The following is a 26,286-nucleotide window of genomic DNA, read 5'->3' as shown; positions in this document are numbered from 1 at the left end:
GAGAAAGTGAGCAGAAAACGCAAGGCGTGGAAGTGGACATGGATGGGCAGGACATAAGAAGGTGTTCATATACTACCCCGCCATTTTTCTCATTAGCAAGTTGGTTGGGTGAAGCACAGCACATGTGGACGCTGCCAAAACATGAGCAAAAGTGTAACAAGATGTGTATGGGTGCCGTTTCCTAAATCCTGCTGCCGCGCTTCACAAAGACACGTTCACGCAGATGAACGATGCCGCGTGTTACTGCTCAGCTGTCTGCCTCCACCCTACCTGCAGAGCGAAACAACGGCCAAACCTTCAATTGGAAAGTTGCACTAAAGATTGTTAATAATCGGCAAATGTGTTCTTTGTTGACGATCTGTGCGCTTCTTGCAGCCTCACCCAAGCGGGAATTCGGTTGACTTCCCAATTAAACAAACTTATCTTAATTTCATCGATGAGCAGCCCATATTCGTGCTCGTTTGATAATTTTCGATTCGTGCGGTGACGCAGAGAGGCATTGCGACTTCTCCTGGGGAAGCGTTTGCGCGACATTCCATGACGCTGTTGCCGCCTTGATGAACCCGATGACCGGGCCGCCGCCTCTGGTGGACCTGGCACTGACGCTCGCCGCGTTGTGCCGCTTGGGCCGGTCCAATGGAGGACGCATGAATGTGTTAATGGTAGGTGCAGGCAATGCGGGATGCGCGCTCGGCGCGATCCTTGCACAGGACGGGCACCGGGTCGCCTTGCTGAAAACCTCGCACTCGCTGCACGACCAGAATTTCGATATCGTGCGCGAAACCCGCACGATCAAACTCATCAGCAATCCCAAAGGCGGCGAAACCAGCACGGCATCGATTGCCCTGGCCACGCGCGACGTCGACGAGGCGTTCGCCGAGACGCCGGACGCGATCATCATCACCACCCAGACCCAGTGCCATGCCGAGATCGCCGCGCTGATCGGCCCTTATCTGAAAGCGCACCAGCTGGTGCTGCTGGCGCCCGGCTACATGGGGTCCTGCTACTTCCTGCCCTACCAGGAAAAGGAAGCCTTCCTGCTGGCGGAAGGCGAAAGCCTGCCCTACGACGCGCGCATCGTCGAGCCGGGCGTCGTCAACGTCCTGTTCCGCAACACGCGCAACGCCCTGGCCTTCCTGCCGCGCGAGCGCGCCGCCGAAGGGCTGGAACGCGCCGCGCGCCTGTTCCCGACCTATGTCGCGACCCGTACCAACGTGGTCGAGTCCGCGATGCACAATCCGAACCTGATCGTGCACACCATCGGCACCCTGCTGTCGGCCAGCCGCATCGAGCATGCGGAAGGCGAATTCTGGATGTACCGCGAAGCCTTCACGCCCTCGGTGCTGAACCTCCTGTACAAGCTCGATGCCGAGAAGAACGCGGTCATCGCCGCCACCGGCGGCAAGCCCTCGCCCTATTTTGACGAGTGCAAGTTCCGCAACGAGGAAGACCTGTCGCAACCGTCGATCTCCGTGTTCCGCCGCTATGCGCGCGAGGGCGGGCCGAAGGGGCCGGCCACCCTGCAGACGCGTTTCATCACCGAAGACGTGCCGATGGGCCTGGCGCTGCTGTCCTCGATCGGCCGTTTGATGAACGTGCCGACGCCGACCGCCGACGCCCTGACCGTCATCGCCAGCGGCCTGCTGGACCGCGACTTCGCCGCCGAGGCACGGACCCTGGACAAGCTCGGGCTGGGCGACAAGTCGCCGGAAGAGTTCAAGCGCGTACTCAACGGGTGAGGCCATGAGCATCCACGACCTGCTCGCCAAACCCTATTACGCCTGGCGCCGCTACATCCCGAGCCGCGTGCTGTACCACCCGGACTTCTTCAGCGTGCAGGACATGCTGGCACGCGACCAGGCCGCGATTGCCGAACTGGCCCAGCAGCGCCTGCGCAAGATCCTGGTCCATGCCCTCGAGCACGTGCCCTACTACGGGCGCACCGTGAAACTGAGCATCGACGAGGCGAACAACGAGCCGGTGCAGGACGTGCTGGCGGCCTTCCCCTTCCTGGCCAAGGAAGACGTGATGTCGCAGCAGCGCGACTTCCTCGACCGCCGGCTCGATCCGCAAAAGCTGATGTATGCAACCAGCGGCGGCTCGTCCGGACAGGGTATCGGCCTGTGGCGCACCAAGCGCCTGGCCGACATCGAGAAAGCCTTCTTTACCCATGAATGGGGCAAGCTCGGCTTTTCTTTCGACAAGTCGCGCATCCTGCGCATCGGCGCCGACGCGCGCCGCCTGGCCCACGAAGAACCGGCGCGCGTGGTCGGCAACCGTCTGATGCTGTCGCCCTATCACGTGCATGAACAGCACAAGGCTGCCATCGTGGAAGCAATCAAGCGCTTCCAACCAGAATATGTGCACGGTTACCCAAGCTCGGTGACGGCACTGGCCGAGCTGGTCGATGCCGGGGAACTCGACGTACAGGTAAAGGCGGTGCTGCTGGCTTCCGAACCGGCGACGCCGGCGCAGCTCGCATCGATGCGCCGGCTGTTCCGTGCGCCCGTGTCGCTCAACTATGGTTTGTCGGAACGAACCAACCTGGCCTTCCTGCAGGTCGATGATCGCGGCACCTCGGACTACCAGTTCCAGCCGCTGTACGGGTGGAACGAGAACCGCATGGATGGAGACCGGCCCGAGATCGTCGGGACCTCGCTGTGGAATGACGTGATGCCGCTGATCCGCTACCGGACCAATGATTACGGGCTGATCGATGCTGACGGCCGCTGCGCCGGCATCGATGGCCGCGGCCACGAATACCTGGTCGACCGCTCCGGCAAGCGCATTCCGGGGCTGTCGATCGTCATCGACGAAGTCACCTGGGACTTCGTGCGCCTGTACCAGGTGCGCCAGAAGAAGGCGGGCGAGATCACGCTGGCGGTGGTGCCGCGCCACGGCAGCCTGAACGACGAACAGCGCGCCTTCGTGCTGGATGCCCAGCAACGCCGCTGGGGCGGTTTCTTCGACATCTCGCTGCAGGAAGAAAGCGACATTCCGCTGGCGCCGAACGGCAAGCGCAAGCTGGTGGTGAATTCGCTCACGACCTGATCGCGACTCCCGGCGGCTTATGCCGGGAGACGCACCAGGGCCGCAGTGCGCAGGTAAGGATCTTCGTTGCCGATGCAGAGGACCGGCGCGCCGCGCTCCAGCGCATAGTGCCGTGCCAGTGCCAGCACCGTCACGAAAGGCACGGCGCCGCAGCTTCCACTGCCGAGACCGACGCGGACGATGTCGTCCGCGGCATCGACTTGCGCGATCGCCGGCGCGCTCAGGCCCATCAGTTCCAGTACGCGGTTGGGGCGGTGCGCGGTGTCCGCGACAACCATGCTGATCTGGGAGATATCCACTGCAGCCGCCTTGCTTGCCTGCTCGACCAGCGCGAGCAGCAGGCTTGCATCCACGCGTTTGCTGTCGTCGGCCGAGGTGTCGCGGCGGCGCTCGGTGATGGGGTCGAGCAAGCTGAACTCGGCGCCGCAGGCATGCGCCAGTTTCAGGTCGATCAACAGCAATCCGGCAGCGCCTTCGCCAGGAATCTGGCCGCCTGATTGCGAGGAGGTGAACAGGGACGACTGCGCCGCCAGGCGGTCGACGCTTTCCTGTCCGATCAGCGAAGCGCAGGCGATGACGAGGGCCACCGTTGGGGCGTTACCCTCTGATGTGCCTGGCATCAGTCGCGTGACGATGCTTGCCGGCGAAGTGTGATCGTATTCAGGCGCTTCAGGGACGGCGATGCCGGCTTCCGGCCAGCCGTACTGGCTAACCGTACGCTTGATCCACATGGTCGCCGCGCGACGGATGTCGGCCGGCCAATCCATGGGCAGCATCAAGCTGAGCTGGAGCGTTGGCAGGTTTTCCTCGCAGGGCAGCAAGTCGCTCGCGGCGATGCTGCCGAGTTCGGCCGTTACACCACTAGCGAGCGTGAGTGCACGCCATTGTTCTTCGGAGAGATGGACTAGCAAGCCCTGGCTCGACAGCCAGTCGGCGATCTCGTCCTGCAGCGCTCGTCATGCGCATCGTCGCTGCGTGCCGTCATGACCGGGAACCCGTTGTCATCGACGAGCTCCTTGTCCAGGTCGGCGCGCGCTTCGTTATCGGCGATGGCGCTGGCGAGTTCTTCGGCAGAGCTGCCGTGCGGGGAGCGCAGTGCCGTGGCGAGGATGGCCAGCACTGGCGTGCCTGGTGCCGCATCAGCGCGCGGCGTGGAGGAAGCGGGCTTGGAGCTACTCGCTGGGATGGACGCGGCACGCGCCACAATGGCTTTCTGGCTGCCCCATAACGCGAACAGGACACCCAGAGGGAAAACGAGCAGGCCCAGTGCCAGTTCACCGGTTCCGGGACTGTGATCCGTCCGGCGCCAATACCATAGCGCGATGGCCCAGCAGGCAATGAAGATCGTGATGAAGATCGCACCCAGTTTGAACCACTCGGCAGGCAAGCGTGCCGGTGTCATTGTAGTTGTTGTCATGTTGGTCTCAGACCTTGTCGATCGTTGCTTGTTGGCCGGCGATCAGGGTGGCGCCGCAGGCGGTTTTGTCGCCGTGGCGGGCGGCTGGTTTACCGTCGATGATCAGGGTAGTGCAGGCCGTGCACGCGTCGACAACAACACACCTTCTCCACCGCGAATCACCGCCCAGGCATCGGTGCGCAGTTCAAAGCCGCTGCCGCGATAAGTGCCACGCTGCGCGGTGCCTGGCTCCTGATGGATCAGGTAACCCAGATTGAGTTGACTAAGCCCGACGCTGCTCGCCAAGCGCATGCGCAGCTGCCCGGCCGTGTCGTCGATCTGCCATTGGTTGTAGCCGCTGCCGTCGAAGTTGCGGGTGTGGATCCCCGACAGCACGCCCGCATGGTTGGCGCCGGAATCGACGCCGGCCGAAAACGGCGGCAGATCCACCCCGTTGTAGAGCTGCGCCACGATGACGGGGCGATCGATATCGCCTTCGATGAAGTCCACCAGCACCTCGGTGCCGATGCGCGGCGTGAACACCGTTCCCCAGTTCGGCCCGGCCAGCGCCTCGGCCACGCGCACCCAGGTGCCGGAGCTCTCGTTCCCCGGCGCGCAGCCCTTGCCGTCCGTGTTGTGTGCCGTCCCGCCCGGGTTCGGACGCATGCGCCGCTACCAGGCGAACTGCACCCGGACTTGGTGATCGCGGTTGGTGGTCGATACCGCATCCGCCAGCCCGACCACCAGGGCGCATTGCGGCCCCGGCGCCGTGGTGCGATGCGGCGGGGCTGTCATGCGGGGAACGAGCGGCACCACTTCGCGCACGCAGGAAAACGTATTGCGGTAGGTGCCATGCTCGACACCAGCCGAGACGGCGCCGGGGACGCCGGTCCGGAAGTTGTTGCGCGCTTCGTGGCGCACCGACAGCACTTTGAAGGCATTCTCGCCGTCGGGATAACGGTCATGATGGCTCAGGTAGAACGCATGCCCTGCCGCCAGCCTGCGCACCGCCCCGGTCCCCTCGAACACCTTGTTATCGAGCTCCAGCGCCTGCAGCATCAATTCGCTGTGCGTATCGGCCGCGCCGCGCCCGGTGGCGATGCGTTCCCCGCTGCCGTCGTACAGGTGCAGCGCCGGCAGGTTCCCCGCGTCGAGGTGCGAGGCATGTTCGTAGGCGGGCGCCAGCAGCTGCGCCGGATCCCAGCTGCTGATGGCGACGCTGTTGGCTTGTACGGTGCGGCGCGCCCGGAACCCGTCGATTGCATCATCCTGCTCGGTAGCGCGCACGCCGTGAAAACGCAGGACCTCGCCGCCCGGCGTGGCAGGTGCAATCGCCCTGCTGTCGAACACGATCAGCCGGTGCTTTGCCTGGCCGTGCGCGCCCTCTCCCGCATCCTCTGCCTGGTCGTGCTCGAAGCGCCAGTTCAGGCCCTCCGATGCCAGCAGCCGCGTGAAGAAATCGAGATCGCTCTCGCGGTACTGGGTGCAGACCGTGCGCGGCAGCAGCTCCTGCGTGATGTCGAAATCAAAGCGCACTTGTGGATAATCCGCGAGTAATTCACAGACGATGTCGCGGACGTTCTTGTCCTGGAAGAGGTAGCTGTCGCGCCGCAGCGCCAGCATGGACAGCGCCGGCTCGAGCCGCAGGCGGTAGCGCGCCACGCCGCCATCCGCGCCCAGCCAGGAGGCCGCCGTGCACAGGCCATGCCACATGCGCCGCGATCCATCCGGCTGCAGCAGCCCGATGCTCAGCTCTTCGCCGATGAACGGTCCCAGGTCGAGGTCGGTCGAGGTGCTGAGCGCATCGATGTCGAAGGCGAACAGTGCGTTGACCGCCTCGAGGCCGCTGAACGCTTCCGCGGCCAGGGATTCCGGCAGGCCGCTTTCCTGGCTGCTCGCCAGCGTGATGAGCCGCGCGTGCTGGCTCAGCCCTGTGCCAAAGATGCCCAGAGGGCCGTTCATGCGGCGACGGCCAGCAGCTCCAGCCGCAGCTCCTTCAGGCCGGCCGGAACGTAGATCGAGATCGACTGGGCCTTGAGCATGCGCTCGTACATCGGCCCTTTCGCCTCCAGCACGAAGTAGCAGGTTTCGGGACGCACCGGCACCGCCGCCGGCAGTTGCGGCGCGTACTGCAGCCGCACGCCCGGCAGCGCCGACAGCACGAACTTCTCGACATCGTCCGGCGCGCCGACCTTGAAGCGCAGCGGCACCACGTCCACCAGCTCCACCGCGGGAATGGCGGCCGAGACCGCGATGTAGAAGGTGGTGCGCTCGTCGATCTTGCCCGAATCGAGGGCGCCGATGTGGTAGGACGGCCGCACCTCGCTCAGCGCGATCGCGAAGTATTTCGAGGAGATCACCGTGTCGAGCAGTTCACGGATGATCGCATGCAGCTTGGCGAACGATGGTCCCGGGTTGTTGTGCTGGTAGGGCGGCAAATCGGAAAGAAGCCAGCTCTTGGAGAAGGTCATCAGGCCACCCGCCAGGTCGAGCAGCTGCTCGTACAGGCGCTCCGGGTGCAGGGCCGGATGGTTGAAGTGGTGGGTCAGCGTCGCATAGGCGGAACTGGCCGTGTGCAGCAGCCAGAACGAGGACATGTCGCCCGAACGGAACTCCACCACGTTGCGGCTCGGCTCGCGCTGGTGCCCGTACAGGGCGGCGGTCTTGGCCTGCAGCGCATCGAGCAGGCGGCGCAACTGCTGGAACAGCACCGGCGCGGCCCCGGTCGACAGTGTCGGCGGCACGAAGCTCTCGTCCATCTCGAAGCCGCCGGTGGAGGCGCGCCGCAGGCGCAGCAGCGGGAAGTGGATGTAGGAGTCGCGCGGCTCCGCCTCCGACACCAGCCGCACCGACTTCTTCAGGTAGGACAGCTGCACCGGCGCGGCCTGGGTGTAGAGGTCGGGCGTTTCCTGGTTTGCCTGCACGAAGCGCGCCGTGTTGCTGGCCTGCCCGGGCGGGGTGAAGTTGCCGCTGAACGGCTTCATGCCGGGCAGGGCGACGTAATAGGTGATGGTCTGCTGCGATGGCGGCAGCAGGCTCAGGTCCACCGTCTCGGGCAGCGCATCGACGTCCGGCGCGTCGACCAGCTCGCCGTCCTGGAAGCGCACCGCCAGGGACAGCAGCCGCAGCACGCTGTTGGCTAGCGCCTCGCGGTCGACCTGCAGCGCCTCCACGCCCCAGGCGTAGGGGTGCACGGCCTTGATGCTCTTGTGGAGGCATTGCTCGTGATAGTGGTCTTGCCGCTGGAAGTGCTGTGGACGCAATAACAGGCCTTCGCCCCAGAGAACTTTGGTAGTCATCTCTGCCTTCCCTCAAGGTTTTGTCGAATTTGGTGGACCCTACCCGCGAAACCATAACAACTGGAAAGGGTTGCCATGTGAAGTTGATCAAAGGTTGGCGCTGCCTGCCATGGCAACATCGGATTTCGTTTTTTGCCGTCCACAGGCAAGGCTGAGAGGGGAAGCTGATGAAGGGATACACGCCAGGCTTGTTCGACCGCCTGCTGGGCATGCCGAACCGCGGGCCAGGCAAGAACGCGGCGCAGCGCTTGACGATCGAAGAGCTGAAGGACACCGTGGCGCGCGACCTCGAGTCCCTGCTCAACACGCGTTCCAGCATTCCGGACGGAGCACTGAAGGCCTATCCCGAATGCAGCCGCTCGATGGTCACCTACGGGCTGAACGACTTCGCCGACCGCTGCCTGTCCAGTCCCACCGACCGCGCGGCCATCTGCGCCAGCATCGAGAAGACCATCGCCTGCCACGAGCCGCGCCTGCGCAACATCCGCGCCATGCTCGATCTGCACGGCGATTCGGTCAACCGGCTGAATTTTTCGATCACGGCGGTACTGGTGGCCAGCGTGTCGCAGGAGCCGGTCAACTTTGATGCCGTCCTGACGCCGTCGACCCTGCAATACAGCATCAGCAAGGCCGGCAAGACATCAGGCAAGGCAGCGCGCAGCGCGCCGCTGGGAGCGTGACGATGGACCAGATGCTGCCCTATTACGAGAGCGAGCTTGGCTTCCTGCGGCGCGATTTGCGCGAGTTCGCCGAACGCTATCCGCGCATCGCCGGGCGCCTCCTGATCAGCGGCGAGGTGTGCGAAGACCCGCATACCGAACGCATGATCGAATCTTGCGCGCTGCTCAACGCGCGCATCGCCAAACGCCTCGACGACGACTATCCGGAGTTCACGGAAGCGCTGTTCGAGGTGCTGTATCCGCACTACCTGCGCCCCTTTCCCTCGTGCTCGATCGCGCACATGGATTTCGGCGGCGCGGGCAAGCAGCCGGGGACCAGCATCATCGCGCGCGGCACCCAGCTGAACACGCGCCCGGTGCGCGGCGCAGCCTGCACCTTCCGCACGGTCTACCCGGTCACGGTGGCGCCGCTGGCGCTCACCCGCGCCGCCTTCTCGGCCATCATCGACGCGCCCGACGCCGTGCGCCTGCCGGGCAATGCGTCCTCCGGCATCAGCCTCACCGTGTCCAGTACCGCCGAGCAGGGTTCGATTGCCCAGCTCGCGCTGCCGCTGCTGCGCGTCTTCATCGACGGCGAACCCTCGTTCTGCGCGGCCCTGCGCGATGCGCTCTTCATGCGCGGCGTCGCGGCGTATGTCGAAGCCGACAACAGCGGCCGCTGGACGCCATTGCCGGCCATTCCGGTGCAGCCGGCCGGCTTCGACGAAGAGGAAGCGCTGATCGACTTCCCGGCGCGCTCGCATGCGGCCTATCGCCTGCTGACCGAATATTTTTGTTTCCCCGAGAAGTTCAACTTCGTCGACATCGACTTGCGGGCGCTGGCCGCGCATGCGCCGCCCGGCGCACGCACCCTGACCCTGCACCTGGCCTTGAGCGGCATACGGTCGGACTCGAACCTGGCGCGCATGCTCGGCACCCTGTCCACCAACAACGTGCTGCTGGGCTGCACCCCGGTGATCAACCTGTTCCGCCAGCGCGGCGAACCGATTCGCGTGACGCATACCAGCGCCAGCTACCCGGTGCTGGCCGACGCGCGGCGCGCGTTTGCCTACGAGGTCTATGCGATCGAGTCCTTGAGCCTGATCCGCCAGACCCCGCAGGGCGAGACCCTGGTGCAGTTCCGTCCCTTCTATGCGCTGAAGCACGCGCAGATGCCGGACGACGCCGGCCACTACTACGCGGTGCGGCGCGACGAGTCGCTGGCGGACAAGAGTCCCGGTTTCGAAACCCAGGTATCGATCGTCGACATCGACTTCGACGCGGGCGAGGTGGAAACCGATACCCTGAACATCGAACTCACCTGCACCAACCGCGACCTGCCGGCCAGCTTGAGCTATGGCCAGGAAGGCGGCGACCTGTTCCTGGAGGGCGGCTCGAACTTGCGCGCGATCGCCTTCCTGCGCAAGCCCACGGCTTCCCACCGCTTCGCCAGCGGACGCGGCGCGCACTGGCGCCTGATCTCGCACCTGGCGCTCAACCACCTGTCGCTGGCCGACGGCGGCGTCGATGCCTTCCGCGAGATGCTGGCGCTGTACGACCTGCCGCGTTCGCCGTCCTCGCAGCGCCAGATCGGCGGCATCAAGGCGATCGCCCAGCGTCCTGCCACCGCCTGGCTGGCCGGGAATCCTTTTACCTGCCTGGTGCGCGGCGTCGAAGTCCGGCTGAGCATCGACGAGGAAGCCTTTGTCGGCAGTGGCATCCATGCCTTTGCCCAGGTGGTCGAGCGTTTCCTGGCGCTGTACGTGCACGCCAACAGCTTCACCCAGCTGGTGATCGCATCGAGCAAAACCGGAGAAGAGATATTGACATGCCAGCCCCGCAGCGGCGATTTGAGCCTGCTGTAATCGAGCGCCTGTTCCGCGAGCCTTACCGCTTCGAATACGTTCAGGCGGTGCGCATGCTCGAACTGTGGCTGCGCCGGCGCGGCAAGCCCTCGCGCGAGCTGGTGGCGCACTACCTGCGCTTCCAGAATTCGGTGTCGCTCGGTTTTCCGGCCAGCCAGCTGGAGGCGATCCAGGCCGAGCCGCGCGATATCGATACCGGGCCTGCGGCACTGGCGGCCGCGCTGCAGGAGGGAAGGCTGGCGTACGTGCGCCTGACGCCCTCCTTCATGGGCCTGCTGGGCGGCCAGGGCGTGCTGCCCCTGCACTACACCGAGCGCATCGCCGAGCACCAGTCGCTGGAAAAGGGAGAACCGGAAGCCGAAGGCGCGCGTGCCTTCCTCGACACTTTCTCGAACCGCACGCTGGCCCTGTTTTATGGCGCCTGGCGCAAGTACCGGCTGGCGCTGCAATACCAGCTCGACGGCCAGGACGCCTTCCTGCCCCTGCTCCTGAGCCTGGCCGGCCTGGGCAGCGGCGCGCTGCGGCGGCGCCTGGCCGGCACCGAGGACGGGGCGGTGCTGGACGAGTCGATCGCCTACTTTGCCGGCGTCATGCGCCAGCGCCCGGCCTCGAGCGTGCAGCTGGGGCGGGTGCTGTCGGAATATTTTGGGCAGCGCATCCATGCCGAGCAGTTCGTCGGCTGCTGGTACGACGTGCCCCCAAGCCAGCAGACCATCCTGGGCAGCGACAATGCGGTGCTCGGCGCCGGCGCCATTGCCGGCGCGCGCGTCTGGCAGCGCGACCTGCGCCTGCGCCTGGTGGTGGGGCCGCTGGACCGGGCCGGCTTCAACGATTTCCTGCCGGGCGGCCTGGCCGCGCGGGCGCTGCGCAGCATGCTGGCGATGTTCACCGGCTTGTCGCTCGAGTACGAGGTGGAGCTGGTGCTGCTGGCGGCCGACGTGCGCAACGTGCGGCTGGAGGGGGATACGGGGCGGCTGGGCTGGGATGCCTACCTGGTCGAAGGATTGCAGACCGCGGACCGGCGCGACGTGCGCTACGAGCTCAGTCTTTAGCGCCGCTCAGCGCCGGCTCGTCTCGCGCTCCAGGTCCATGCGCAAGGCGGTGGCCGTCGGCGTCAGCCCGCGGTCGCCCGGGGTGTAGAAAATGCCCGGCAATACCCCGTCCTCTTCCAGCTGGGGCAGCAAATCGCTCATCAGGTCGTCCAGCGCAAAGGCTTGCGGCTCGTAGCCGTCCCATTCGTATTCCGCGCACAGGTCGGCGAATTCGCTGGCCGGCCACATGGCGAACACCAGGGTGCCGTCGTCGGCCTTGGCCAGCGCCCAGCCGTCGCGGTACAGTCCCCATACTTCGCCCGACTCCGTCACCTGCTGCACGAAGCGCGCATAGCGCTGCCGGGCCGGCAGGGTGACCACGTCCGCCAGCTGCTGCGCGCCGAGCTTGATTGCTGAAAGTGTCTGCTCGCTCATGTAACCACCGCCGAAACAAGATCCGTCCCCGCAGGATACGCCGGATCGCGGATCGGCGGCGCCACGTGGTGAACTGAGGATAAGATGGGCGTTTTCCACAAGCGCGTTCCCGATGCCCTTCGATCTCCTGCCCTTCGGCCGCATGGCCGGCCTGTTCTTCCTGACCGCCATCGCCGAGCTGCTCGGCTGCTACCTGCCGCTGCTGTGGCTGACCGGGAAAGGCTCGGCCTGGCTGCTGCTGCCGGCGGCCCTCAGCCTGGCGGTCTTCGTCTGGCTCCTGACCCTGCACCCGGCCGCCAGCGGGCGTGTCTACGCCAGCTATGGCGCGGTCTACATCGCCACCGCATTGGCCTGGCTGTGGATCGTGGACGGCATCAAGCCGGTGTGGAGCGATTACCTGGGCGTGGCGCTGGCGCTCACGGGCGCCGCCTGCATCGCGCTGGGCCAGCGCCAGGGGTAGGGCTTCAGGCGGCCAGCTTCGCCAGCAGCTCCTGCACCACGTCCAGCTGCACCGGCTTGGTCAGGTGCCGGTCGAAGCCGGCCTCGTTCGACTTGCGGCGGTCGCTTTCCGCGCCCCAGCCGGTCAGGGCCACCAGGGTGATGTCTTCCAGACCGTCGAGCTTGCGCATCGCGCGCGCGGTGTCGTAGCCGTCCATGCCGGGCATGCCGATGTCGAGGAAAGCCACCTGCGGCCGGAAGGCCTGCGCGGCCGCCAGGGCCTCCCTGCCGCCGTGCGCCACCTGCGTCACGTGGCCGCAGGCTTCCAGGATCATCGACAGCGTCATCGCCGCGTCGACGTTGTCGTCCACCACCAGGATCCGGGTGCCGCCGGCGCCGTCATCCGCGTTGTCCGCGTTGTCCGAGGCGGCCGGCTGCGGCGTGTCCTGCGCGTCCTCGGCCAGCGGCAGGCGCACGGTGAAGGTGCTGCCCGCCTGCGGCCCGCCGCTCGCTGCCGTCACCGATCCGCCGTGCATCTCCACCAGCCGCCGCACCAGCGACAGGCCGATCCCCAGCCCGCCCTGGGCGCGTTCCAGGTGGTGTCCGACCTGGCTGAACAACTCGAACACCGAGGACAGTTCTTCCCGGGGGATGCCGATCCCGTTGTCCGAGACCGCGACCAGCGCCTCGGCGCCGTCGGTGCGCAGCGACAGGCCGATGCGCCCGCCGCTCGGGGTGTACTTGGCGGCGTTGTTGAGCAGGTTGGCCACCACCTGGGCGATGCGGGTGACGTCGGCCTCGACCGGCACCGCATGCGCCGGCACGTCCACCGACAGCTCGTGGCGGCCGGTCTCGATCAGCGGCAGGCTGGTCTCGACGGCGCTGGCGAGCACGCCGCGCAGGTCGGCGCGTTCCTTCTTGAGTTCCAGCTTGCCGCCGCTGATGCGGGCGACGTCCAGCAGGTCGTCGATCAGGTGCACCATGTGGCCGACCTGGCGTTCCATCATCTCGCGCACCCGCGTCACCGAGGCCGCGTTGTCGCCTTTCAGGCGCATGACCGACAGCCCGCTGCGGATCGGCGCCAGCGGGTTGCGCAGCTCGTGCGCCAGGGTGGCCAGGAATTCGGTCTTGCGCCGGTCGGCTTCTTCCAGGTCCCGGGCCAGCTTGCGCAGGGTCTCCTCGGACTGCTTGCGCGCCGTGATGTCGCTGAACAGCAGGGCCACCCGCCGGCTGTCCGGCCCGCCCAGGCGGGTGGCGTAGACGTCGAACCAGCGTCCCATCGCGGGAGCCGCGTTCTCGAAGCGCACCGGCTCGCCGGTCGTCGCCACCCGGCCGTAGGTCTCGAACCAGAACGCGTCGAGGGTCGGGATCATTTCCCGCGCCGTCCTGCCCACCGCGTCGCGCAGGCTCGTGTGGGACTCGAACATCGGGTTCATCTCGAGGAAACGGTAGTCGACCGGCCGCTCCTGCGCGTCGAAGATCATCTCGAAGATGCAGAAGCCCTGGTCGACCGATTCGAACAGGGTGCGGTAGCGTTCCTCGCTGGCGCGCAGCTTCTCGGCGGCGCGCCGGCTTTCGGTGGTGTCGACCACGATCGCCACCAGGCCCTGGAATTCGCCGTTCGGGCCGCGCAGCGCGTTGACGCTGCTGGTGGCCGGCATCCGGCTGCCGTCGCGGCGCAGGTATTCCTTGTCCATGACGATGCCCGCCTCGCCGCCGGCCAGCAGGCGCACCGCCTCCAGCGTCACCGGCACCGAATCCGGGGCGGTGACGTCGAGCACGCTGAGGCCCAGCAGTTCCGCCTCGCTACGCTGGACCATCTCGCAGTACTTCTGGTTGACCAGGCTGATGCGGCCCTCGTGGTCCAACTGCACCACGCCGGTGGCGGCCTGGCTGACGATCTTCTGGAAGCGTTCGCGGCTTTCGTACAGCTCGATCTCGGCGAGCTTGCGGTCGGTGACGTCGATGCCATGCACCAGGATGCCCGTCACCCGGCCGGCGGGGTCGCGCAACGGCATGTAGACCTGGTCGACGAAGCGGCGCTCCAGCGGCGCATCCGGACGGCGCTGCAGCATCACCGGCACATCGTTGCCGAATGCCGGCTCGCCGCTGCGGTACACCCCGTCCAGCAGTTCGAGGAAGCCCTGGCCGGCGAGTTCCGGCAGCGCCTCGCGCAGGGGCACGCCGATGCTGGAGCGGCCGCCGACCAGCTGCAGGTAGCGTTCGTTTTCCAGCTCGAACACGTGATCCGGGCCGCTGAACACGCACATGAAGGCCGGCGCCTGGCGGAACACGTCGTCCAGGCGCTGTTTGGCGCTGCGCAGCTGGGCCAGCAGGCCTTCGCGCTCGGCGTCGGCGCGCACCTGGTCGGTGATATCGCGCGAGTTCGCCAGCAGGCCGTCGCGGCCGACGCGGCTGACCGTGACGTCCCACCATTTGACGGTGCCGGCGGCGGTCGGGCAGGACGCGCGCAGGCGTCCGACGCCGCTGCTGCGGGCCGCCGCCATCGCGGCGTCGACCTCGGCCCGGCTCGCCTCCGGCCATAGCGAGGCCCAGGGCTGGCCGCGCACGGCGTCGATGCTGCCCAGTTCCAGGGCGCGCAGGCCATTGCCGTTCATCGCGACGATATGGCCCGCCGCGTCGAGCAGCTTGACGCAGTCGGGGCTGGCTTCGAAGAGCTGGTAGCCGAGTGTGGCGGGGTCGAGCGCCTGGAAGGCGTCACGGCTGTCCTGCATGGTGGGATCCTGTTTGAGTCTCGGCAGTATATCTGCATACATGATCTGCATACATGAGCGCTCGTCGCAAGCTTTCCGGATGTCACGGAACTGTTACCGAATCGTCACAAAGGAGTCATGTTCGCTTCCTACCATGCACTGACTTTTCCTAACAACCAACAGGATCCACCGTGAACAAGCCGACCGACCTCGCCCGCATCCCTGTCGACCATGACGACATCGATACGAACGTTTCGTCGAACGAACACTTCAGCACCGTGCTCGAAGCCCGCCTGAGCCGCCGCAGCCTGCTGCGCGGCGGCGCCGCGACGGCTGCCTCCGCCCTGCTGGGCGCCATCGGACTGAGCGGATGCGGCGGCTCCGACAACGACGTCGTCACCGCCCCCACGCCGCCGGTCACGTCCAATCCGCCCCCGACCGAAAAGCTGCTCGCCTTCGGCGCCGTCTCCAAGAGCCTGGCCGATACGGTCGTGGTCCCGGCCGGCTATACCGCCAGCGTCCTGTATGCGCTGGGTGATCCATTGACTGCGAATACCGCCGCCTACAAGAACGACGGCACCGACGGCGACTTCGAAAACCGCGCCGGCGACCACCACGACGGCATGGAATTTTTCCCGCTGTCCGCCACCGGTGGCGCTTCCACCAGCGTGAGCGACCGCGGCCTGCTGGCGATGAACCATGAAGCCACCACCGACGAAAAGCTGTCCTCGTTCTTCGTGCACGCGAACGGCGGCACCATGACCCTGCCGCGCCCGGCGCTTGAGGTGGACAAGGAAATGGCGCTGCACGGCCTGTCCGTGGTCGAAGTGCGCCAGAGCGGCGGCAAGTGGGCCTACCAGAAGGATTCGTCGTTCAACCGCCGCGTGCACCAGCAGACCGAGGTCGAGATCTCGGGCCCGGTGCGCGGCAACGCGCTGGTGGTGACCAAATACTCGACCAACGGCACGAAAATCCGCGGCACCCTGAACAACTGCGGCACCGGCAAGACGCCCTGGAACACCTACCTGTCGGGCGAGGAGAACTGGGCCGGCTACTTCACCCGCGCCGCCGGCGACGATGCCGCGCGCGCCGACAAGAGCGTGGTCTCGCTCAACCGCTACGGCCGCAGCCAGGGCGCCAGCTCGCGCCACGGCTGGGAAACCGGCGGTCTCGATGACAAGTACCAGCGCTGGAACATCAGCAAGAGCGGGGCGTCGAGCGACGGCAGCGACGACTACCGCAACGAGATGAACGGCATGGGCTACATCGTCGAGATGGATGCCTACGACAAGACCAAGTCGATCAAGAAGCGCACCGCGCTGGGCCGCTTCGCCCACGAGAGCGCCGTGTTCGGCAAGCCGGTCGCCGGCCAGCCGCTGGCCGTGTACATGGGCGACGATTCGCGCAACGAGTACATCTTCAAGTTCGTCTCGAACGCAGTGTGGAGCGCGTCCGATGCCACCGCGGCCGACCGCATTGCCACCGGCGACAAGTACCTCGACAGCGGCAAGCTGTACGTGGCCAAGTTTGCCGCCGATGGCAGCGGCCAGTGGATCGAACTGTCGATCAGCAATCCGGCCATCGCCGCCTACGCCGGCTACAAGTTCGCCGACCAGGCCGACGTGCTGGTGAATGCTAGATTAGCCGGCGATGCCGTGGGCGCGACCAAGATGGATCGCCCGGAATGGTGCTCGGTGCATCCGGGCACCGGCGAGATCTACTTCACGCTGACCAACAACAGCAACCGCCGCGTCGAGCCGAGCAGCGCGAGCCAGGCCGCGCCGGACGCCGTCAATCCGCGCGTCTACACCGACATGAAGGGCACGAGCGCGCAGGTGGGCAACCCGAACGGCCACATCATCCGCGTCAAGGAAGGCAGCGCGGGTTCCACGGCGACCGGTTTTACCTGGGACGTCTACCTGTTTGGCGCCGAGTCTGGTGCGCCGGCGGGAACCGTGAACCTGTCGGGCCTCACCGCCGACCAGGACTTCTCGAGCCCGGACGGCCTGGCCTTCAGCGCCTCCACCGGCATCTGCTGGATCCAGACCGACGACGGCGCCTACACCGACGTCACCAACTGCATGATGCTGGCCGGCGTGCCGGGCCGCGTGGGCGACGGCAAGAAGGTCACCTTGAACTATCCGCGCGCCAACGGCAGCACCCTGAGCGTGGACACCTACGTCGGCCTGGCCGCCACCACGGACACGCTCAAGCGCTTCCTGGTCGGCCCGGTCGGTTCGGAGATCACCGGCATCGCCGAGACCCCGGACGGCAAGGCGCTGTTCGTGAACATCCAGCACCCGGGCGAGACCACGGCCGCAAGCAGCATCGCCGACCCGAGCAAGTACACCAGCCAGTGGCCGGCGAACGCCGGCTACGGCGCCGGCAAGCGTCCGCGCTCGGCGACCATCGTGATCACCAAGAACGACGGCGGCAGGATCGGCACCTGAGCCAGGCAGCTTCTCCATCCTTTGGGGCTGGACGCGCAAGCGTCCAGCCTTTTTTTCGTCCATCGCAAGGACTGTGAGCGCCAGGCATGCCAGCATCGTGGATGCGCCATTCCACGCCGCAGGAGCACGCCATGCCGACCGTCACGCTGTCCACCTATCTCCGCATCACGCGCGCCAGCGCCCTGTTCGATGTCCTCGTCGTCGCGCCGTTCGCCACGCCCTGGAGCTTCCAGCTGCTGTACCCGCAGCTGGACCGGCTCAATCTGTCGATGGGCGGCGCGGCGCTGCCGCCTTTCGCGCAGCTCCACATCCTGATCACCTGCCTGATGGGCAGCCTGGTGCTGCTGTGGTCCGTGCGGCGCCTGCTGGAACCGAGCCTGGCGCTGGGGCGCTACGACGGCGCCGGGCGCTTCCTGTTCGCGACCTGGATGCTGTGGGCGCTGGCCCAGGGCGGGCTGCCGCTGGTCTGGCTGTTCCTGGTGCCGGAACTGCTGTGGGGCGTGGCGCAATGGTGGCCGGTGGCGCCCTCGCGCAGCGCCCGGCGCGGCAACCGGCCGGGCCTCAAGCTCGTGCACGCGTCCTAAGCCGGCAGCAGCACCGCGCGCGCGGCCTTGACCAGTGCCGCTCCCATGCGCTCGAGCCGGGGCGGCTGGACGCGCCAGGCGTGCCAGTACAGCGGCACGTCCACGTGCAGCGCGGGCGCCAGGTCCACCAGGCTGCCGTCCTCCAGCATGGCGCCGCACTGCTCCAGCGGCAGCATGCCGTAGCCCATGCCGATCCGGATCGCCGCCACGAAAGGGTCGCTGGCCGGCACGTAGTGGAACGGGTAGGAACCCTCGGGCAGGCCGAAATGCTTCAGCAGGAAGGCCGACTGCAGCGAATCCTTGCGGTCGAACACCACCACCGGCGCGCGCCGCGCCGTCTCGCGGTTGAAACCGTCGGCGAACCACCGGCGCGCGAAGTCCTTCGACGCCACCATCCGGTAGCGCATCTGGCCCAGCGGACTCACGCTGCAGCCGTGCATCGGCATCGCCTCGCCCGCCACGCAGGCCACCACGCGACCCTGCGCCAGGAGCGCGAAGGTATGGCCCTGGTTGTCGAGCACGAATTCCACCAGCAGTGCTTCCTGCGCCAGGATCGGCGCCAGCACCGGCAGCAGCCAGGTGGCCAGGGTGTCGTTGTTGACCGCGATCGCCACCCGGGCCGGCCCGTCGTCCATGCCCATCTCGGCCAGGAATTCCGATTCCAGCAGGGTGGAACGGCGCAGGTACTGCAGCAGGCGCGTGCCCGGCCCGGTCGGCCGGCAGGGCCGGCTGCGCACCAGCAGCGGCGTGCCGAAATCCTGCTCCAGCGCCGAGATGCGCTGCGAGACGGCCGAGGGACTGAGCGACAGCTGCACGGCCGCCGCTTCCAGGCTGCCGGTATCGACGGCGGCGATGAAGGCCGCGCTGCGGCGGGGATCGATCTGCATGGATCAGTTTTGCTTAACTAAGTTTAGAAAACATGAATATATTTGAATTTTGCTGTTGGGTAAGCAAACATGGCGGTTTTCATCGAGGTGCATCATGTTTTCCCAACAGGTTTTCCTGCAGGGGCTGGGCCTGGGGGCCAGCCTGATCATGGCGATCGGCGCGCAGAACGCGCACGTGATCCGTACCGGCGTGCGCGGCCAGCACGTGCTGGCGACGGTGGCCGCCTGCATCGCGGTCGACGTGCTGCTGATCGGGCTCGGCATCGCGGGCCTGGGCGCGCTGGTGGAAGCCTCGCCCACCTCGATGGCGGTGGCGCGCTACGGCGGCGCGGCCTTCCTGGTCTGGTATGGCTGGCGCTGTTGGAAGAGCAGCCTGCGCGGCGGCGCGTCGCTTGCGGCGTCGCCGGACGAGAAGGCCCAGACCTTGGGCCGCGCCCTGGCCACCGTGCTGGCGCTGTCCCTGCTCAACCCGCACGTCTACCTCGATACCGTGGTGCTGCTGGGCGCGGTCGGCAGCAGCCTGGCGGGCGAGGCGCGCCTGTCCTTTGCGCTCGGTGCGATGACGGCCTCGGTGCTGTGGTTTTCGGCGCTCGGCCTGGGCGCCCGGCGTTTCGCGACGGTGCTCGGCCGTCCCTCGGTGTGGCGGGCGATCGAAGCCCTGACCGGCACGCTGATGCTGGTGCTGGCCTGGTTGCTGGTACGCGGAGCGTGAACGCGCGGCGCTCGCTATACTCATGATGTCACCTTGACGGAGCCGCAATCATGCGCCACGACCTGCTGTCGAAGCTGGACATCCGCTACCCCATCATCCAGGCCCCCATGGCGGGCGTCTCCACCCCGGCGCTGGCCGCCGCCGTCTCGGAAGCGGGCGGGCTCGGCTCGATCGCCCTGGGCACCTCGACCGTGCAGGCGGCGCGCGCCGCCATCGCGGCGGTGCGCGAGCGGACCGGCCGCCCCTTCAACGCCAACGTGTTCACCCATGCGCCGGCCCAGGCCGATCCGGCGCGCGAAGCCGCCTGGCTCGCCTGGCTGCGCCCGCACTTCGCGCAGTTCGGCGCCGAGCCACCCGCCGCGCTGTCCGAGATCTACCGCAGCTTCCTGGCCGACGAGGCGATGCTCGAGCTGCTGCTGGAAACACGCCCGGCCGTGGTCAGCTTCCACTTCGGCCTGCCGCCGCAGGACTGGATCGACGCGCTGAAAGGCGCCGGCATCACCCTGTTCACCACCGCGACCTCGCTGGAAGAGGCGCAACGCATCGAGGCCGCCGGCATCGACGTGATCGTCGCCCAGGGCATCGAGGCGGGCGGTCACCGCGGCATCTTCGATCCTTCCGCGCCCGATCCGGCCTTGCCCACCTTCGAGCTGCTGGAACAGTTGCGCGACAAGGTGACGCTGCCGCTGGTCGCGGCCGGCGGCATCATGGACGGTAGACAGATCCGCACCGCCTTGCATCACGGCGCCAGCGCGGTCCAGATGGGCAGCGCCTTCATCGCCTGTCCCGAGTCCTCGGCCCCGCCGCACCACCGCGCGCTGATCACGAAAGGAGGAAGCCTGCAGACCGAACTCACGGCCGTGATCTCCGGACGGCCGGCACGCGGCATCGTCAACAGGCTGTTCCTGGAAGTCGGCGCGGACGGCCATCCTCCGCTGCCGAATTATCCGATCGCCTACGACGCCGCCAAGGCCCTGCATGCGGCTGCGTCCAGCAAGGGCAGCCAGGATTATTCGGTCAACTGGGGCGGCGTCAACTTCGCCCAGGCGCGCGCCATGCCGGCGGGCGAACTGGTCGCCACACTGGCGGCGGAGCTGGACAAAGCCGTTTAGGTTTCACGCGCCAATGACCGGCAGCGCTCCTCGACCAGAGCGTGCAGCAGTTTCACCGCGGGCGAGAATTGCCTGCGGTGCGGGCAGACCAGGTTCAACGGCGTGGGTTCGCCCGGCAGCTCCGGCAACAACACCTCCAGCCGCCCCTGCGCCACGTCCTGGCTGACGTCGAGCCAGGATTTGTAGGCGATGCCCTCGCCGGCCAGCGCCCAGCGCCGCACCACCTCGGCATCGTCGCTCACCAGGCGCCCTGCTACCGGCACCAGCCGCGCGCCCTCCGCCGCCGGAAAGGACCAGCGGTCGTAGGTGCGGCCGCGCAGCCGGTATTGCAGGCAGTTGTGATCGGCCAGCGCGTCGAGCGAGGCCGGGCGCCCATGCCGGGCGAGGTAGGCCGGCGAGGCCACCAGCACCCGGCGGTTGCCGGGCGCGACCGGCAGGGCGACGTAGCTGGCATCAATGATCTGCCCGTAGCGCAGGGCGATGTCGACCGGGTCGCGGAACACATCCGCCACCTGGTCGGACACCAGGAGCTGGATGTCGAGCCCCGGATGGGCGCGGCGAAATTCCGAGATCCAGGGCAGCAGCAGGTTGCGCCCGAAGTCGGAAGGCGCCGCGATCTGCAGGGTGCCGGTCAGGCAGTCGGCGTCGCCCCGGATGCCCTCGTAGCCCTCGCGCAAGGCATCCAGCGCGTCCTGCGCGAAGGGCAGGTAGCGCTTGCCTTCCTCGGTCAGGCGTAGACTGCGGGTCGAGCGCGCGAACAATCGGATGTCGAGCTCGCGCTCCAGGCGCCCGATCGCCGCGCTGGCCTGCCCGGGCAGCAGATCGACTTCGCGCGCGGCCTTCGAAAAGCTGCCCAGGGCAGCGGAACGGACGAACAGCGCCAGATCATCCAGCCTGATCATTTTCTCTCCAGCTGAGAAAGTGAAATCGCTCCAGCCGGGTTTTTCATTGCCGGGCTCCTGCATAGAATCGTCATTGAATGTAAAACTTACCGGAGATTCAACATGAAAGCAGTAGTGTATACCCAGCACGGCTTGCCCATCAGTGACCCCCAATCCCTGCAGGATGTCGAGCTGCCGATGCCGCTGGCCGGTCCGCACGACCTGCTGGTGGAAGTGCGCGCGGTCTCGGTCAATCCGGTCGACACCAAGATCCGCTTGGGCGCCCCGGTCACCGAACCGCGCGTGCTGGGCTGGGACGCGAGCGGCATCGTGCGCGGCGTCGGCAGCGCCGTCACCCTGTTCAAGGAAGGCGACGAAGTGTTCTATGCCGGCTCGCTGCTGCGCCCCGGTTCCAACAGCGAGTATCAGGCGGTGGACGAGCGCATCGTCGGGCGCAAGCCGGCGTCCCTGGACTTCGCCCAGGCGGCCGCCCTGCCGCTGACCGCGATCACGGCCTGGGAACTGCTGTTCGACCGGCTCCGTATCGCCGAGGGCGGCGGTAGCGGGAAGTCGCTGCTGGTCATTGGCGCCGCCGGCGGAGTCGGCTCGATCCTGTTACAGTTGGCACGCAAGCTCACCGCGCTCACCGTGATCGGCACCGCCTCGCGCGAGGAAACCCGCAACTGGGTGCGCGAGCTCGGCGCCCACCACGTCATCGATCACGCGCAGCCGCTGCGTCCGCAGCTCGAAGCGCTGGGATTCCCGGCGGCGGACATCGTCATCAGCCTGACGCACACCGACAAGCACTATCCCGCCATCGTCGACGTGCTGGCGCCGCAGGGGCAGTTCGCGCTGATCGACGACCCGGCCAGCCTGGACGCCGTGCCGCTCAAGCGCAAGTCGATCTCGCTGCACTGGGAGCTGATGTTCACGCGCTCGATGTTCGAGACGGACGACATGATCAAGCAGCACAAGCTCCTGAACCTGGTCGCCCAGATGGTCGACGAGGGCAGCCTGCGCACCACGCTCGGCGAGCATTACGGCAGCATCTCGGCGGAGAACCTGCGCCGCGCGCACGCCCTGATCGAGAGCGGCCGCGCGGTCGGCAAGATCGTGCTCGAACATTGTTAAGTCAGTAAAGGAAGTCAACAAGATGGATATTCTCGCAGCAGCGCGCAAGCGCCACACCGCCAAGGCCTACGACAGCGAACGCCGCGTCCCCGAGGAACTCATGCAGCAGGTCTACAGCCTGCTGCGCCACAGCCCTTCGTCGGTGAACTCGCAGCCCTGGCACTTCATCGTCGCCAATACCCCCGAGGGCAAGGCGCGCGTGGCCAAGGCGGCGCAGGGCGGCTATGGCTACAACGCGTCGAAAATCCTCGATGCGTCGCACGTGATCGTGTTCTGCTCGCGCATCGACATGGACGACGCCCACCTGGAGCGCCTGCTGGCGCAGGAAGCGCGCGACGGGCGCTTCCGCGACGATGCCGCCCGTGCGGGCCAGGATGCCGGCCGGCGCAGCTACGTGCGCACCCACCGCTACACCACCCGCGACCTGCCGCAGTGGCTGGAAAAGCAGGTCTACCTGGCGCTGGGCACCGCCCTGCTGGGCGCGGCCTCGCTCGGCATCGACGCCACGCCGATGGAAGGCTTCGACCAGAAGATCCTGGACGAGGAATTCGGCCTGCACGAACAGGGCCTGGCCAGCGTGGTGCTGGCCAGCTTCGGCTACCGTTCCGGCGCCGACTTCAATGCCGGCCTGCCGAAGTCGCGCCTGCCGGAAGAGCTGACCTTCACTTTCGTGTAAGCGGCTGCGAGCCTACGTAGTGAACTGGGGGAACCGGTAGCAGGCCTGGACATTTCTGCATGTCCAGCACCATGCGTCTGTAGGTGTCCAGGGGAGGCAGGCCGAGCTGCGCGCGACGCGCCTCGACCTGCTCCCGGTTATCGAAGGGCGCGAACTCGAGCGCGCAGTGATCGTCCCCGCGCGCCGACAGCTGTGTCCCGTAGCGCTGGGGACGCTTTTCCGCCACCGCGATGCGGTCGTCGAGGTAGGCGAAGGGCCGGTTCAGGCCTTCGCCGTTCGCGCCGGCCGCCCGCTCGACCAGGACCAGCATCTGCTTCTGGAAAGCGCGGTCGCGCTCCGCATGCTCGACCAGCAGCCAGGCGTCCGCCGCCGCCCGCGCGCCATGCGTCGCTGTCGAGGGCCATCCGCAATGCATCACCAGGTCCTTCAGGCGCCCGGTGTTGACGCGATCGACCAGCTCGATGTGCCGCATCAGCTTCTGCTGAACGGGGCTCTCGGGGTCGAGGTAGTCGATGCGCTTGCGCAGTGCCTGGCCGGCCTCCTTCATGACCGCGAGGTCGTCGGCAAGACCGTCGCAGGACTCTTCGGCAAGAGCCGACAGCGGCAAGGCCAGGCAGGCGGCGAGCAGGGTGGCAGTCAGGCGCATCGTGTTCTCCAGTTCATCGTCGATCCAGTGTAGCGGGACGCCCCGCTACCGTCCATGTCAGTCAGCTTACCCCGCAGCCGTGCGCTCGTCCATGTGCTGGGGCAGGATAATGCCCCCAGCCGATCCGAGGGGACAAGCATGCTGCGACGACGCTTCCTGGCAATACCTGCCCTGCTGGCCAGCGGCCGCCTGGCCGCGGCCGACCGCGACCTGTGGCAGCGCCTGCAGGACGGCAGCTACGTGCTGCTGATCCGCCATGCCGCCACCCATCCCGGCATCGGCGATCCGCCCGGCTTCCGGCTGGCCGTGTGCAGCACCCAGCGCAACCTGTCGGACCGGGGAAAGCGCGAGGCGCGCGCGCTCGGCGAAGCCTTCCGCAGGCGCGGCATCCCGCTCGGCCCGGTGCTGTCGAGCCGCTGGTGCCGCTGCCTCGACACCGCCCGCCTGGCCTTCGGCCGGGTGGAACAAGCGCCGATGCTCGATTCCATGTTCCGCGACAGCGAGGCCGAGGCACGCGCCAAGGTCCGCGAAGTGCTGGACAAAACCGACGCATGGCGTGGAAACAAGGCCAACCTGGTGCTGGTCACGCATGACGTCAACATCCGTGCGCTGGTGAACGAGTATGTGGCGCAGGGAGAGATCGTGGTGGCACGGCCTGGACCGGACCGGCTGGACGTGGTCGGGAGGCTGGGTTCATCAGATCTGGGCGTACAATAATTTGCCTTTTCCTTGACGGGAGACTGACCATGAAACGCTGGTTTTTACTCGCTGCACTGGTAGCTACCACCGCTTCCGCCCACCACGGCTGGAGCGAATACAATGCCGACAAGCCGCTCACCCTGTCCGGCACGATCGAGGAGTCCGGGTACATGCAGCCGCACGGCTTCGTGCGCCTGAAAACCGCCGACAAGACCTGGCTGGTGGTGCTGGCGCCGCCGGGACGGATGGAAAACCGCGGGCTGCCCAAGGAAAACCTGGCGGTGGGTGGCCAGGCCACGGTCTATGGCTATCCACACCGCAGCCATGCGAGCGAGCTGCGCGCCGAACGCATCACCATCAAGGACAAGACCACGGAACTGCGCTGATGCCGCTGGCGCAGGCCTTGCGCGAAAGCGCCTGGCTGTATCCAGGCGTTGAGACGCTGCACATCATCGGTTTCGCGGTGCTGGTGGGCGCGGTGGCGATGTTCGACCTGCGTGTGCTCGGCTGCGGCCGCCAGCTGCCGGTCACGGCCCTGGCGCGCCACCTGCTGCCGTGGTCGGCCGGCAGCATGCTGCTGGTCGTTCCCACCGGCCTGCTGCTGTTCGTGGCCGATCCGCTGGCGCTGCTGGCCAACCGGGTATTCCTGCTCAAGCTCGGCCTGATGGTGCTGGCCGGCCTGAATGCGCTCGCCTTCCATGCCGGACCTTACCGCCAGGCCGACGCCTGGCCGGAGCGCGCGCCCCGGCGCGCCATGCTGCACGCCCTGCTCTCGCTCGGCCTGTGGTTCGGCGTGATCGCCTGCGGGCGTCTGCTGGCCTATTTCTAGCACTTGCACTATGCTGGATGGATCATGTGCGTCAACTACCATACCCCCACCCGTGAACAGTTCGGCACGCTGGGCGCCTTCAGCGAGCTGCCGGCCGACTGGCGCTGGCCCGACGAAGTCTGGAAGGACTACAGCGCGCCGATCGTGCGCCGCGGCCGCGACGGCAGTCCCGCGGTCTGCCTGGCCAGCTACGGCATGGTGCCGCGCCGCCACATCCCGCCCGGCGTCAAGCCTTTCGACACCATGAATGCGCGCGCCGAATCGCTGGGCGAGCGGCGTTCGTTCGCATCGAGCTGGCGCCGCCTGCAGCTGTGCGCGGTGCCGATGACCTGGTTCTACGAGCCCTGCTACGAAAGCGGCCGTGCGCTGCGCCATGCGATCGGCATGCACGACGACCGCCCCTTCTTTGTCGCCGGCCTGTGGCGCGAATGGACCGAGGCCGACGGCCGGATCGAGTCCTCCTTCACGCAGATCACGATCAACGCCGACGAGCACCCCCTGATGTCGCGCATGCACAAGCCGGGCGACGAGAAGCGCTCGCTGGTCGTGCTCGGGCCGGAGGAACTCGAGGACTGGCTGGCCTGCCGCGACGTCGAGACGGCGCGCAGCTTTCTGCGCCACTATCCGGCGGAGCGCATGAAGACCTGGGAGGCGCCGCAGACGGTCAGGAAAACCCCCGAGCCGTCGCCGAACCTGTCCTTGTTTTAGTAGGGTGGGCGGGTCTCCCGCCCACGCGGTGATCGCTAACGGCTCCGTTGTCGTGCCGGATGATCTCGCAGCGAACTATCACC

The 26,286-nt window shown here is 67.0% G+C and carries 26 protein-coding genes and 1 pseudogene; 16 read left to right on the top strand and 11 right to left on the bottom strand.

Annotated elements, in window-relative coordinates; all coding sequences use genetic code 11:
- Positions 1–647: 647 nt before the first annotated feature.
- Both MasN3_RS01230 and MasN3_RS01225 read left to right on the top strand, forming a co-directional pair.
- Entirely contained in the window at positions 648–1,739 is a 1,092-nt protein-coding gene (locus tag MasN3_RS01230) for an NAD/NADP-dependent octopine/nopaline dehydrogenase family protein (RefSeq protein ID WP_281911603.1), read from the top strand.
- A 4-nt stretch (positions 1,740–1,743) separates the two neighbouring features.
- Positions 1,744–3,051: a hypothetical protein gene (locus MasN3_RS01225; RefSeq protein WP_281911601.1), complete on the top strand. Its 1,308-nt coding sequence runs from the start codon at positions 1,744–1,746 to the stop codon at positions 3,049–3,051.
- Between the two features lie 17 nt (positions 3,052–3,068).
- Here MasN3_RS01225 and MasN3_RS01220 read toward each other — a convergent pair whose 3' ends face one another.
- The 6 genes and pseudogenes from MasN3_RS01220 to tssK form a co-directional block, all read right to left on the bottom strand.
- On the bottom strand, positions 3,069–3,962 hold the full coding sequence (locus MasN3_RS01220) for a hypothetical protein (RefSeq protein ID WP_281911597.1): 894 nt from the start codon (positions 3,960–3,962) through the stop codon (positions 3,069–3,071).
- Positions 3,956–4,468 (bottom strand): hypothetical protein, encoded by a 513-nt coding sequence (locus MasN3_RS01215; RefSeq protein ID WP_281911593.1) that lies wholly within the window; start codon positions 4,466–4,468, stop codon positions 3,956–3,958. The genes MasN3_RS01220 and MasN3_RS01215 overlap by 7 nt, the downstream gene beginning before the upstream one ends.
- A 7-nt stretch (positions 4,469–4,475) precedes the next feature.
- Positions 4,476–4,571: pseudogene (locus MasN3_RS01210) on the bottom strand (PAAR domain-containing protein); the annotation flags it as partial.
- Positions 4,571–5,113: a type VI secretion system Vgr family protein gene (locus MasN3_RS25165; protein WP_307730398.1), complete on the bottom strand. Its 543-nt coding sequence runs from the start codon at positions 5,111–5,113 to the stop codon at positions 4,571–4,573. The gene MasN3_RS25165 and the pseudogene MasN3_RS01210, both read right to left, overlap by 1 nt.
- A gap of 6 nt (positions 5,114–5,119) precedes the next feature.
- Entirely contained in the window at positions 5,120–6,409 is a 1,290-nt protein-coding gene (locus tag MasN3_RS01205) for a type VI secretion system Vgr family protein (RefSeq protein ID WP_307730397.1), read from the bottom strand.
- The gene (gene tssK / locus MasN3_RS01200) at positions 6,406–7,746 is read right to left on the bottom strand and encodes a type VI secretion system baseplate subunit TssK (RefSeq protein ID WP_281911592.1); all 1,341 of its coding nucleotides are present in this window, start codon (positions 7,744–7,746) and stop codon (positions 6,406–6,408) included. Before tssK ends, MasN3_RS01205 begins: the two co-directional genes overlap by 4 nt.
- A gap of 167 nt (positions 7,747–7,913) precedes the next feature.
- Here tssK and tssE point away from each other — a divergent pair, with 167 nt between their 5' ends.
- From tssE to tssG, 3 genes are read left to right on the top strand one after another with little or no spacing between them, the layout of a single operon-like run.
- On the top strand, positions 7,914–8,426 hold the full coding sequence (tssE, locus tag MasN3_RS01195; RefSeq protein WP_281911591.1) for a type VI secretion system baseplate subunit TssE: 513 nt from the start codon (positions 7,914–7,916) through the stop codon (positions 8,424–8,426).
- Positions 8,427–8,428: 2 nt separating this feature from the next.
- A complete protein-coding gene (tssF, locus tag MasN3_RS01190; protein ID WP_281911590.1) occupies positions 8,429–10,270 on the top strand; it encodes a type VI secretion system baseplate subunit TssF in 1,842 nt (613 codons plus the stop codon).
- Positions 10,234–11,322, top strand: a complete 1,089-nt coding sequence (gene tssG / locus MasN3_RS01185) for a type VI secretion system baseplate subunit TssG (protein WP_281911588.1) — start codon at positions 10,234–10,236, stop codon at positions 11,320–11,322. Before tssF ends, tssG begins: the two co-directional genes overlap by 37 nt.
- A gap of 6 nt (positions 11,323–11,328) precedes the next feature.
- Here tssG and MasN3_RS01180 read toward each other — a convergent pair whose 3' ends face one another.
- Positions 11,329–11,736, bottom strand: a complete 408-nt coding sequence (locus MasN3_RS01180) for a DUF2750 domain-containing protein (protein ID WP_281911587.1) — start codon at positions 11,734–11,736, stop codon at positions 11,329–11,331.
- Positions 11,737–11,848: 112 nt separating this feature from the next.
- Here MasN3_RS01180 and MasN3_RS01175 point away from each other — a divergent pair, with 112 nt between their 5' ends.
- Entirely contained in the window at positions 11,849–12,196 is a 348-nt protein-coding gene (locus MasN3_RS01175) for a YnfA family protein (protein ID WP_281911586.1), read from the top strand.
- Positions 12,197–12,200: 4 nt separating this feature from the next.
- Here MasN3_RS01175 and MasN3_RS01170 read toward each other — a convergent pair whose 3' ends face one another.
- Entirely contained in the window at positions 12,201–14,909 is a 2,709-nt protein-coding gene (locus MasN3_RS01170; RefSeq protein WP_281911585.1) for a PAS domain-containing hybrid sensor histidine kinase/response regulator, read from the bottom strand.
- 170 nt (positions 14,910–15,079) lie between these two features.
- On the opposite strand from MasN3_RS01170, the gene MasN3_RS01165 reads away from it, so the two are divergent.
- Together MasN3_RS01165 and MasN3_RS01160 are read left to right on the top strand one after the other, a co-directional pair.
- Positions 15,080–17,338, top strand: a complete 2,259-nt coding sequence (locus MasN3_RS01165) for a PhoX family protein (RefSeq protein ID WP_281911583.1) — start codon at positions 15,080–15,082, stop codon at positions 17,336–17,338.
- A gap of 86 nt (positions 17,339–17,424) precedes the next feature.
- Positions 17,425–17,922: a hypothetical protein gene (locus tag MasN3_RS01160; RefSeq protein ID WP_281911582.1), complete on the top strand. Its 498-nt coding sequence runs from the start codon at positions 17,425–17,427 to the stop codon at positions 17,920–17,922.
- On the opposite strand, the gene MasN3_RS01155 is transcribed toward MasN3_RS01160, so the two are convergent.
- On the bottom strand, positions 17,919–18,809 hold the full coding sequence (locus MasN3_RS01155; RefSeq protein WP_281911579.1) for a LysR family transcriptional regulator ArgP: 891 nt from the start codon (positions 18,807–18,809) through the stop codon (positions 17,919–17,921). The two genes, MasN3_RS01160 and MasN3_RS01155, sit on opposite strands and share 4 nt — an antisense overlap.
- Positions 18,810–18,903: 94 nt before the next feature.
- On the opposite strand from MasN3_RS01155, the gene MasN3_RS01150 reads away from it, so the two are divergent.
- Positions 18,904–19,521 (top strand): LysE/ArgO family amino acid transporter, encoded by a 618-nt coding sequence (locus MasN3_RS01150; protein ID WP_281911577.1) that lies wholly within the window; start codon positions 18,904–18,906, stop codon positions 19,519–19,521.
- Between the two features lie 50 nt (positions 19,522–19,571).
- On the top strand, positions 19,572–20,633 hold the full coding sequence (locus tag MasN3_RS01145; RefSeq protein WP_281911576.1) for an NAD(P)H-dependent flavin oxidoreductase: 1,062 nt from the start codon (positions 19,572–19,574) through the stop codon (positions 20,631–20,633).
- On the opposite strand, the gene MasN3_RS01140 is transcribed toward MasN3_RS01145, so the two are convergent.
- Entirely contained in the window at positions 20,630–21,535 is a 906-nt protein-coding gene (locus tag MasN3_RS01140) for a LysR family transcriptional regulator (protein WP_281911574.1), read from the bottom strand. The two genes, MasN3_RS01145 and MasN3_RS01140, sit on opposite strands and share 4 nt — an antisense overlap.
- Positions 21,536–21,637: 102 nt before the next feature.
- Here MasN3_RS01140 and MasN3_RS01135 point away from each other — a divergent pair, with 102 nt between their 5' ends.
- Positions 21,638–22,645 (top strand): zinc-binding alcohol dehydrogenase family protein, encoded by a 1,008-nt coding sequence (locus MasN3_RS01135; protein ID WP_281911573.1) that lies wholly within the window; start codon positions 21,638–21,640, stop codon positions 22,643–22,645.
- A 22-nt stretch (positions 22,646–22,667) separates the two neighbouring features.
- A complete protein-coding gene (nfsB, locus tag MasN3_RS01130; protein ID WP_281911572.1) occupies positions 22,668–23,321 on the top strand; it encodes an oxygen-insensitive NAD(P)H nitroreductase in 654 nt (217 codons plus the stop codon).
- On the opposite strand, the gene MasN3_RS01125 is transcribed toward nfsB, so the two are convergent.
- Entirely contained in the window at positions 23,308–23,967 is a 660-nt protein-coding gene (locus tag MasN3_RS01125) for a DUF6624 domain-containing protein (RefSeq protein ID WP_281911571.1), read from the bottom strand. The two genes, nfsB and MasN3_RS01125, sit on opposite strands and share 14 nt — an antisense overlap.
- 138 nt (positions 23,968–24,105) lie before the next feature.
- Between MasN3_RS01125 and MasN3_RS01120 the strand changes: the two genes are divergently transcribed.
- From MasN3_RS01120 to MasN3_RS01105, 4 genes are read left to right on the top strand one after another with little or no spacing between them, the layout of a single operon-like run.
- Positions 24,106–24,684 carry a histidine phosphatase family protein gene (locus tag MasN3_RS01120; protein ID WP_281911569.1) on the top strand — a complete coding sequence of 193 codons (579 nt, stop codon included), beginning with the start codon at positions 24,106–24,108 and terminating at the stop codon, positions 24,682–24,684.
- Between the two features lie 29 nt (positions 24,685–24,713).
- The gene (locus MasN3_RS01115; protein ID WP_281911567.1) at positions 24,714–25,052 is read left to right on the top strand and encodes a DUF6152 family protein; all 339 of its coding nucleotides are present in this window, start codon (positions 24,714–24,716) and stop codon (positions 25,050–25,052) included.
- Positions 25,052–25,495, top strand: coding sequence for a DUF6644 family protein (locus MasN3_RS01110; protein WP_281911566.1), 444 nt, complete (start codon positions 25,052–25,054; stop codon positions 25,493–25,495). Before MasN3_RS01115 ends, MasN3_RS01110 begins: the two co-directional genes overlap by 1 nt.
- Positions 25,496–25,519: 24 nt before the next feature.
- Positions 25,520–26,203, top strand: a complete 684-nt coding sequence (locus MasN3_RS01105; protein WP_281911565.1) for an SOS response-associated peptidase — start codon at positions 25,520–25,522, stop codon at positions 26,201–26,203.
- Positions 26,204–26,286: the final 83 nt, after the last annotated feature.

The organism is Massilia varians, assembly GCF_027923905.1.
GTDB lineage: Bacteria > Pseudomonadota > Gammaproteobacteria > Burkholderiales > Burkholderiaceae_D > Telluria > Telluria varians_B.
The sequence above is the reverse complement of the archived record's forward strand: the minus strand, read 5'-3'. Positions and strand labels throughout refer to the sequence as shown.

What these genes read in the sequence shown, in the direction of transcription:
- MasN3_RS01155 (WP_281911579.1), bottom strand. Translation starts at nt 18,809, where the DNA reads ATGCAGATCGATCCCCGCCGCAGCGCGGCCTTCATCGCCGCCGTCGAT.
- MasN3_RS01225 (WP_281911601.1), top strand. Translation starts at nt 1,744, where the DNA reads ATGAGCATCCACGACCTGCTCGCCAAACCCTATTACGCCTGGCGCCGC.
- MasN3_RS01160 (WP_281911582.1), top strand. Translation starts at nt 17,425, where the DNA reads ATGCCAGCATCGTGGATGCGCCATTCCACGCCGCAGGAGCACGCCATG.
- MasN3_RS01175 (WP_281911586.1), top strand. Translation starts at nt 11,849, where the DNA reads ATGCCCTTCGATCTCCTGCCCTTCGGCCGCATGGCCGGCCTGTTCTTC.
- MasN3_RS01135 (WP_281911573.1), top strand. Translation starts at nt 21,638, where the DNA reads ATGAAAGCAGTAGTGTATACCCAGCACGGCTTGCCCATCAGTGACCCC.
- MasN3_RS01110 (WP_281911566.1), top strand. Translation starts at nt 25,052, where the DNA reads ATGCCGCTGGCGCAGGCCTTGCGCGAAAGCGCCTGGCTGTATCCAGGC.
- MasN3_RS01180 (WP_281911587.1), bottom strand. Translation starts at nt 11,736, where the DNA reads ATGAGCGAGCAGACACTTTCAGCAATCAAGCTCGGCGCGCAGCAGCTG.
- tssG (WP_281911588.1), top strand. Translation starts at nt 10,234, where the DNA reads ATGCCAGCCCCGCAGCGGCGATTTGAGCCTGCTGTAATCGAGCGCCTG.
- MasN3_RS01140 (WP_281911574.1), bottom strand. Translation starts at nt 21,535, where the DNA reads ATGATCAGGCTGGATGATCTGGCGCTGTTCGTCCGTTCCGCTGCCCTG.
- tssK (WP_281911592.1), bottom strand. Translation starts at nt 7,746, where the DNA reads ATGACTACCAAAGTTCTCTGGGGCGAAGGCCTGTTATTGCGTCCACAG.
- MasN3_RS01145 (WP_281911576.1), top strand. Translation starts at nt 19,572, where the DNA reads ATGCGCCACGACCTGCTGTCGAAGCTGGACATCCGCTACCCCATCATC.
- MasN3_RS01150 (WP_281911577.1), top strand. Translation starts at nt 18,904, where the DNA reads ATGTTTTCCCAACAGGTTTTCCTGCAGGGGCTGGGCCTGGGGGCCAGC.
- tssF (WP_281911590.1), top strand. Translation starts at nt 8,429, where the DNA reads ATGGACCAGATGCTGCCCTATTACGAGAGCGAGCTTGGCTTCCTGCGG.
- MasN3_RS01125 (WP_281911571.1), bottom strand. Translation starts at nt 23,967, where the DNA reads ATGCGCCTGACTGCCACCCTGCTCGCCGCCTGCCTGGCCTTGCCGCTG.
- nfsB (WP_281911572.1), top strand. Translation starts at nt 22,668, where the DNA reads ATGGATATTCTCGCAGCAGCGCGCAAGCGCCACACCGCCAAGGCCTAC.
- MasN3_RS25165 (WP_307730398.1), bottom strand. Translation starts at nt 5,113, where the DNA reads ATGCGTCCGAACCCGGGCGGGACGGCACACAACACGGACGGCAAGGGC.
- MasN3_RS01205 (WP_307730397.1), bottom strand. Translation starts at nt 6,409, where the DNA reads ATGAACGGCCCTCTGGGCATCTTTGGCACAGGGCTGAGCCAGCACGCG.
- MasN3_RS01115 (WP_281911567.1), top strand. Translation starts at nt 24,714, where the DNA reads ATGAAACGCTGGTTTTTACTCGCTGCACTGGTAGCTACCACCGCTTCC.
- MasN3_RS01170 (WP_281911585.1), bottom strand. Translation starts at nt 14,909, where the DNA reads ATGCAGGACAGCCGTGACGCCTTCCAGGCGCTCGACCCCGCCACACTC.
- MasN3_RS01120 (WP_281911569.1), top strand. Translation starts at nt 24,106, where the DNA reads ATGCTGCGACGACGCTTCCTGGCAATACCTGCCCTGCTGGCCAGCGGC.
- MasN3_RS01105 (WP_281911565.1), top strand. Translation starts at nt 25,520, where the DNA reads ATGTGCGTCAACTACCATACCCCCACCCGTGAACAGTTCGGCACGCTG.
- MasN3_RS01230 (WP_281911603.1), top strand. Translation starts at nt 648, where the DNA reads ATGAATGTGTTAATGGTAGGTGCAGGCAATGCGGGATGCGCGCTCGGC.
- tssE (WP_281911591.1), top strand. Translation starts at nt 7,914, where the DNA reads ATGAAGGGATACACGCCAGGCTTGTTCGACCGCCTGCTGGGCATGCCG.
- MasN3_RS01215 (WP_281911593.1), bottom strand. Translation starts at nt 4,468, where the DNA reads ATGACAACAACTACAATGACACCGGCACGCTTGCCTGCCGAGTGGTTC.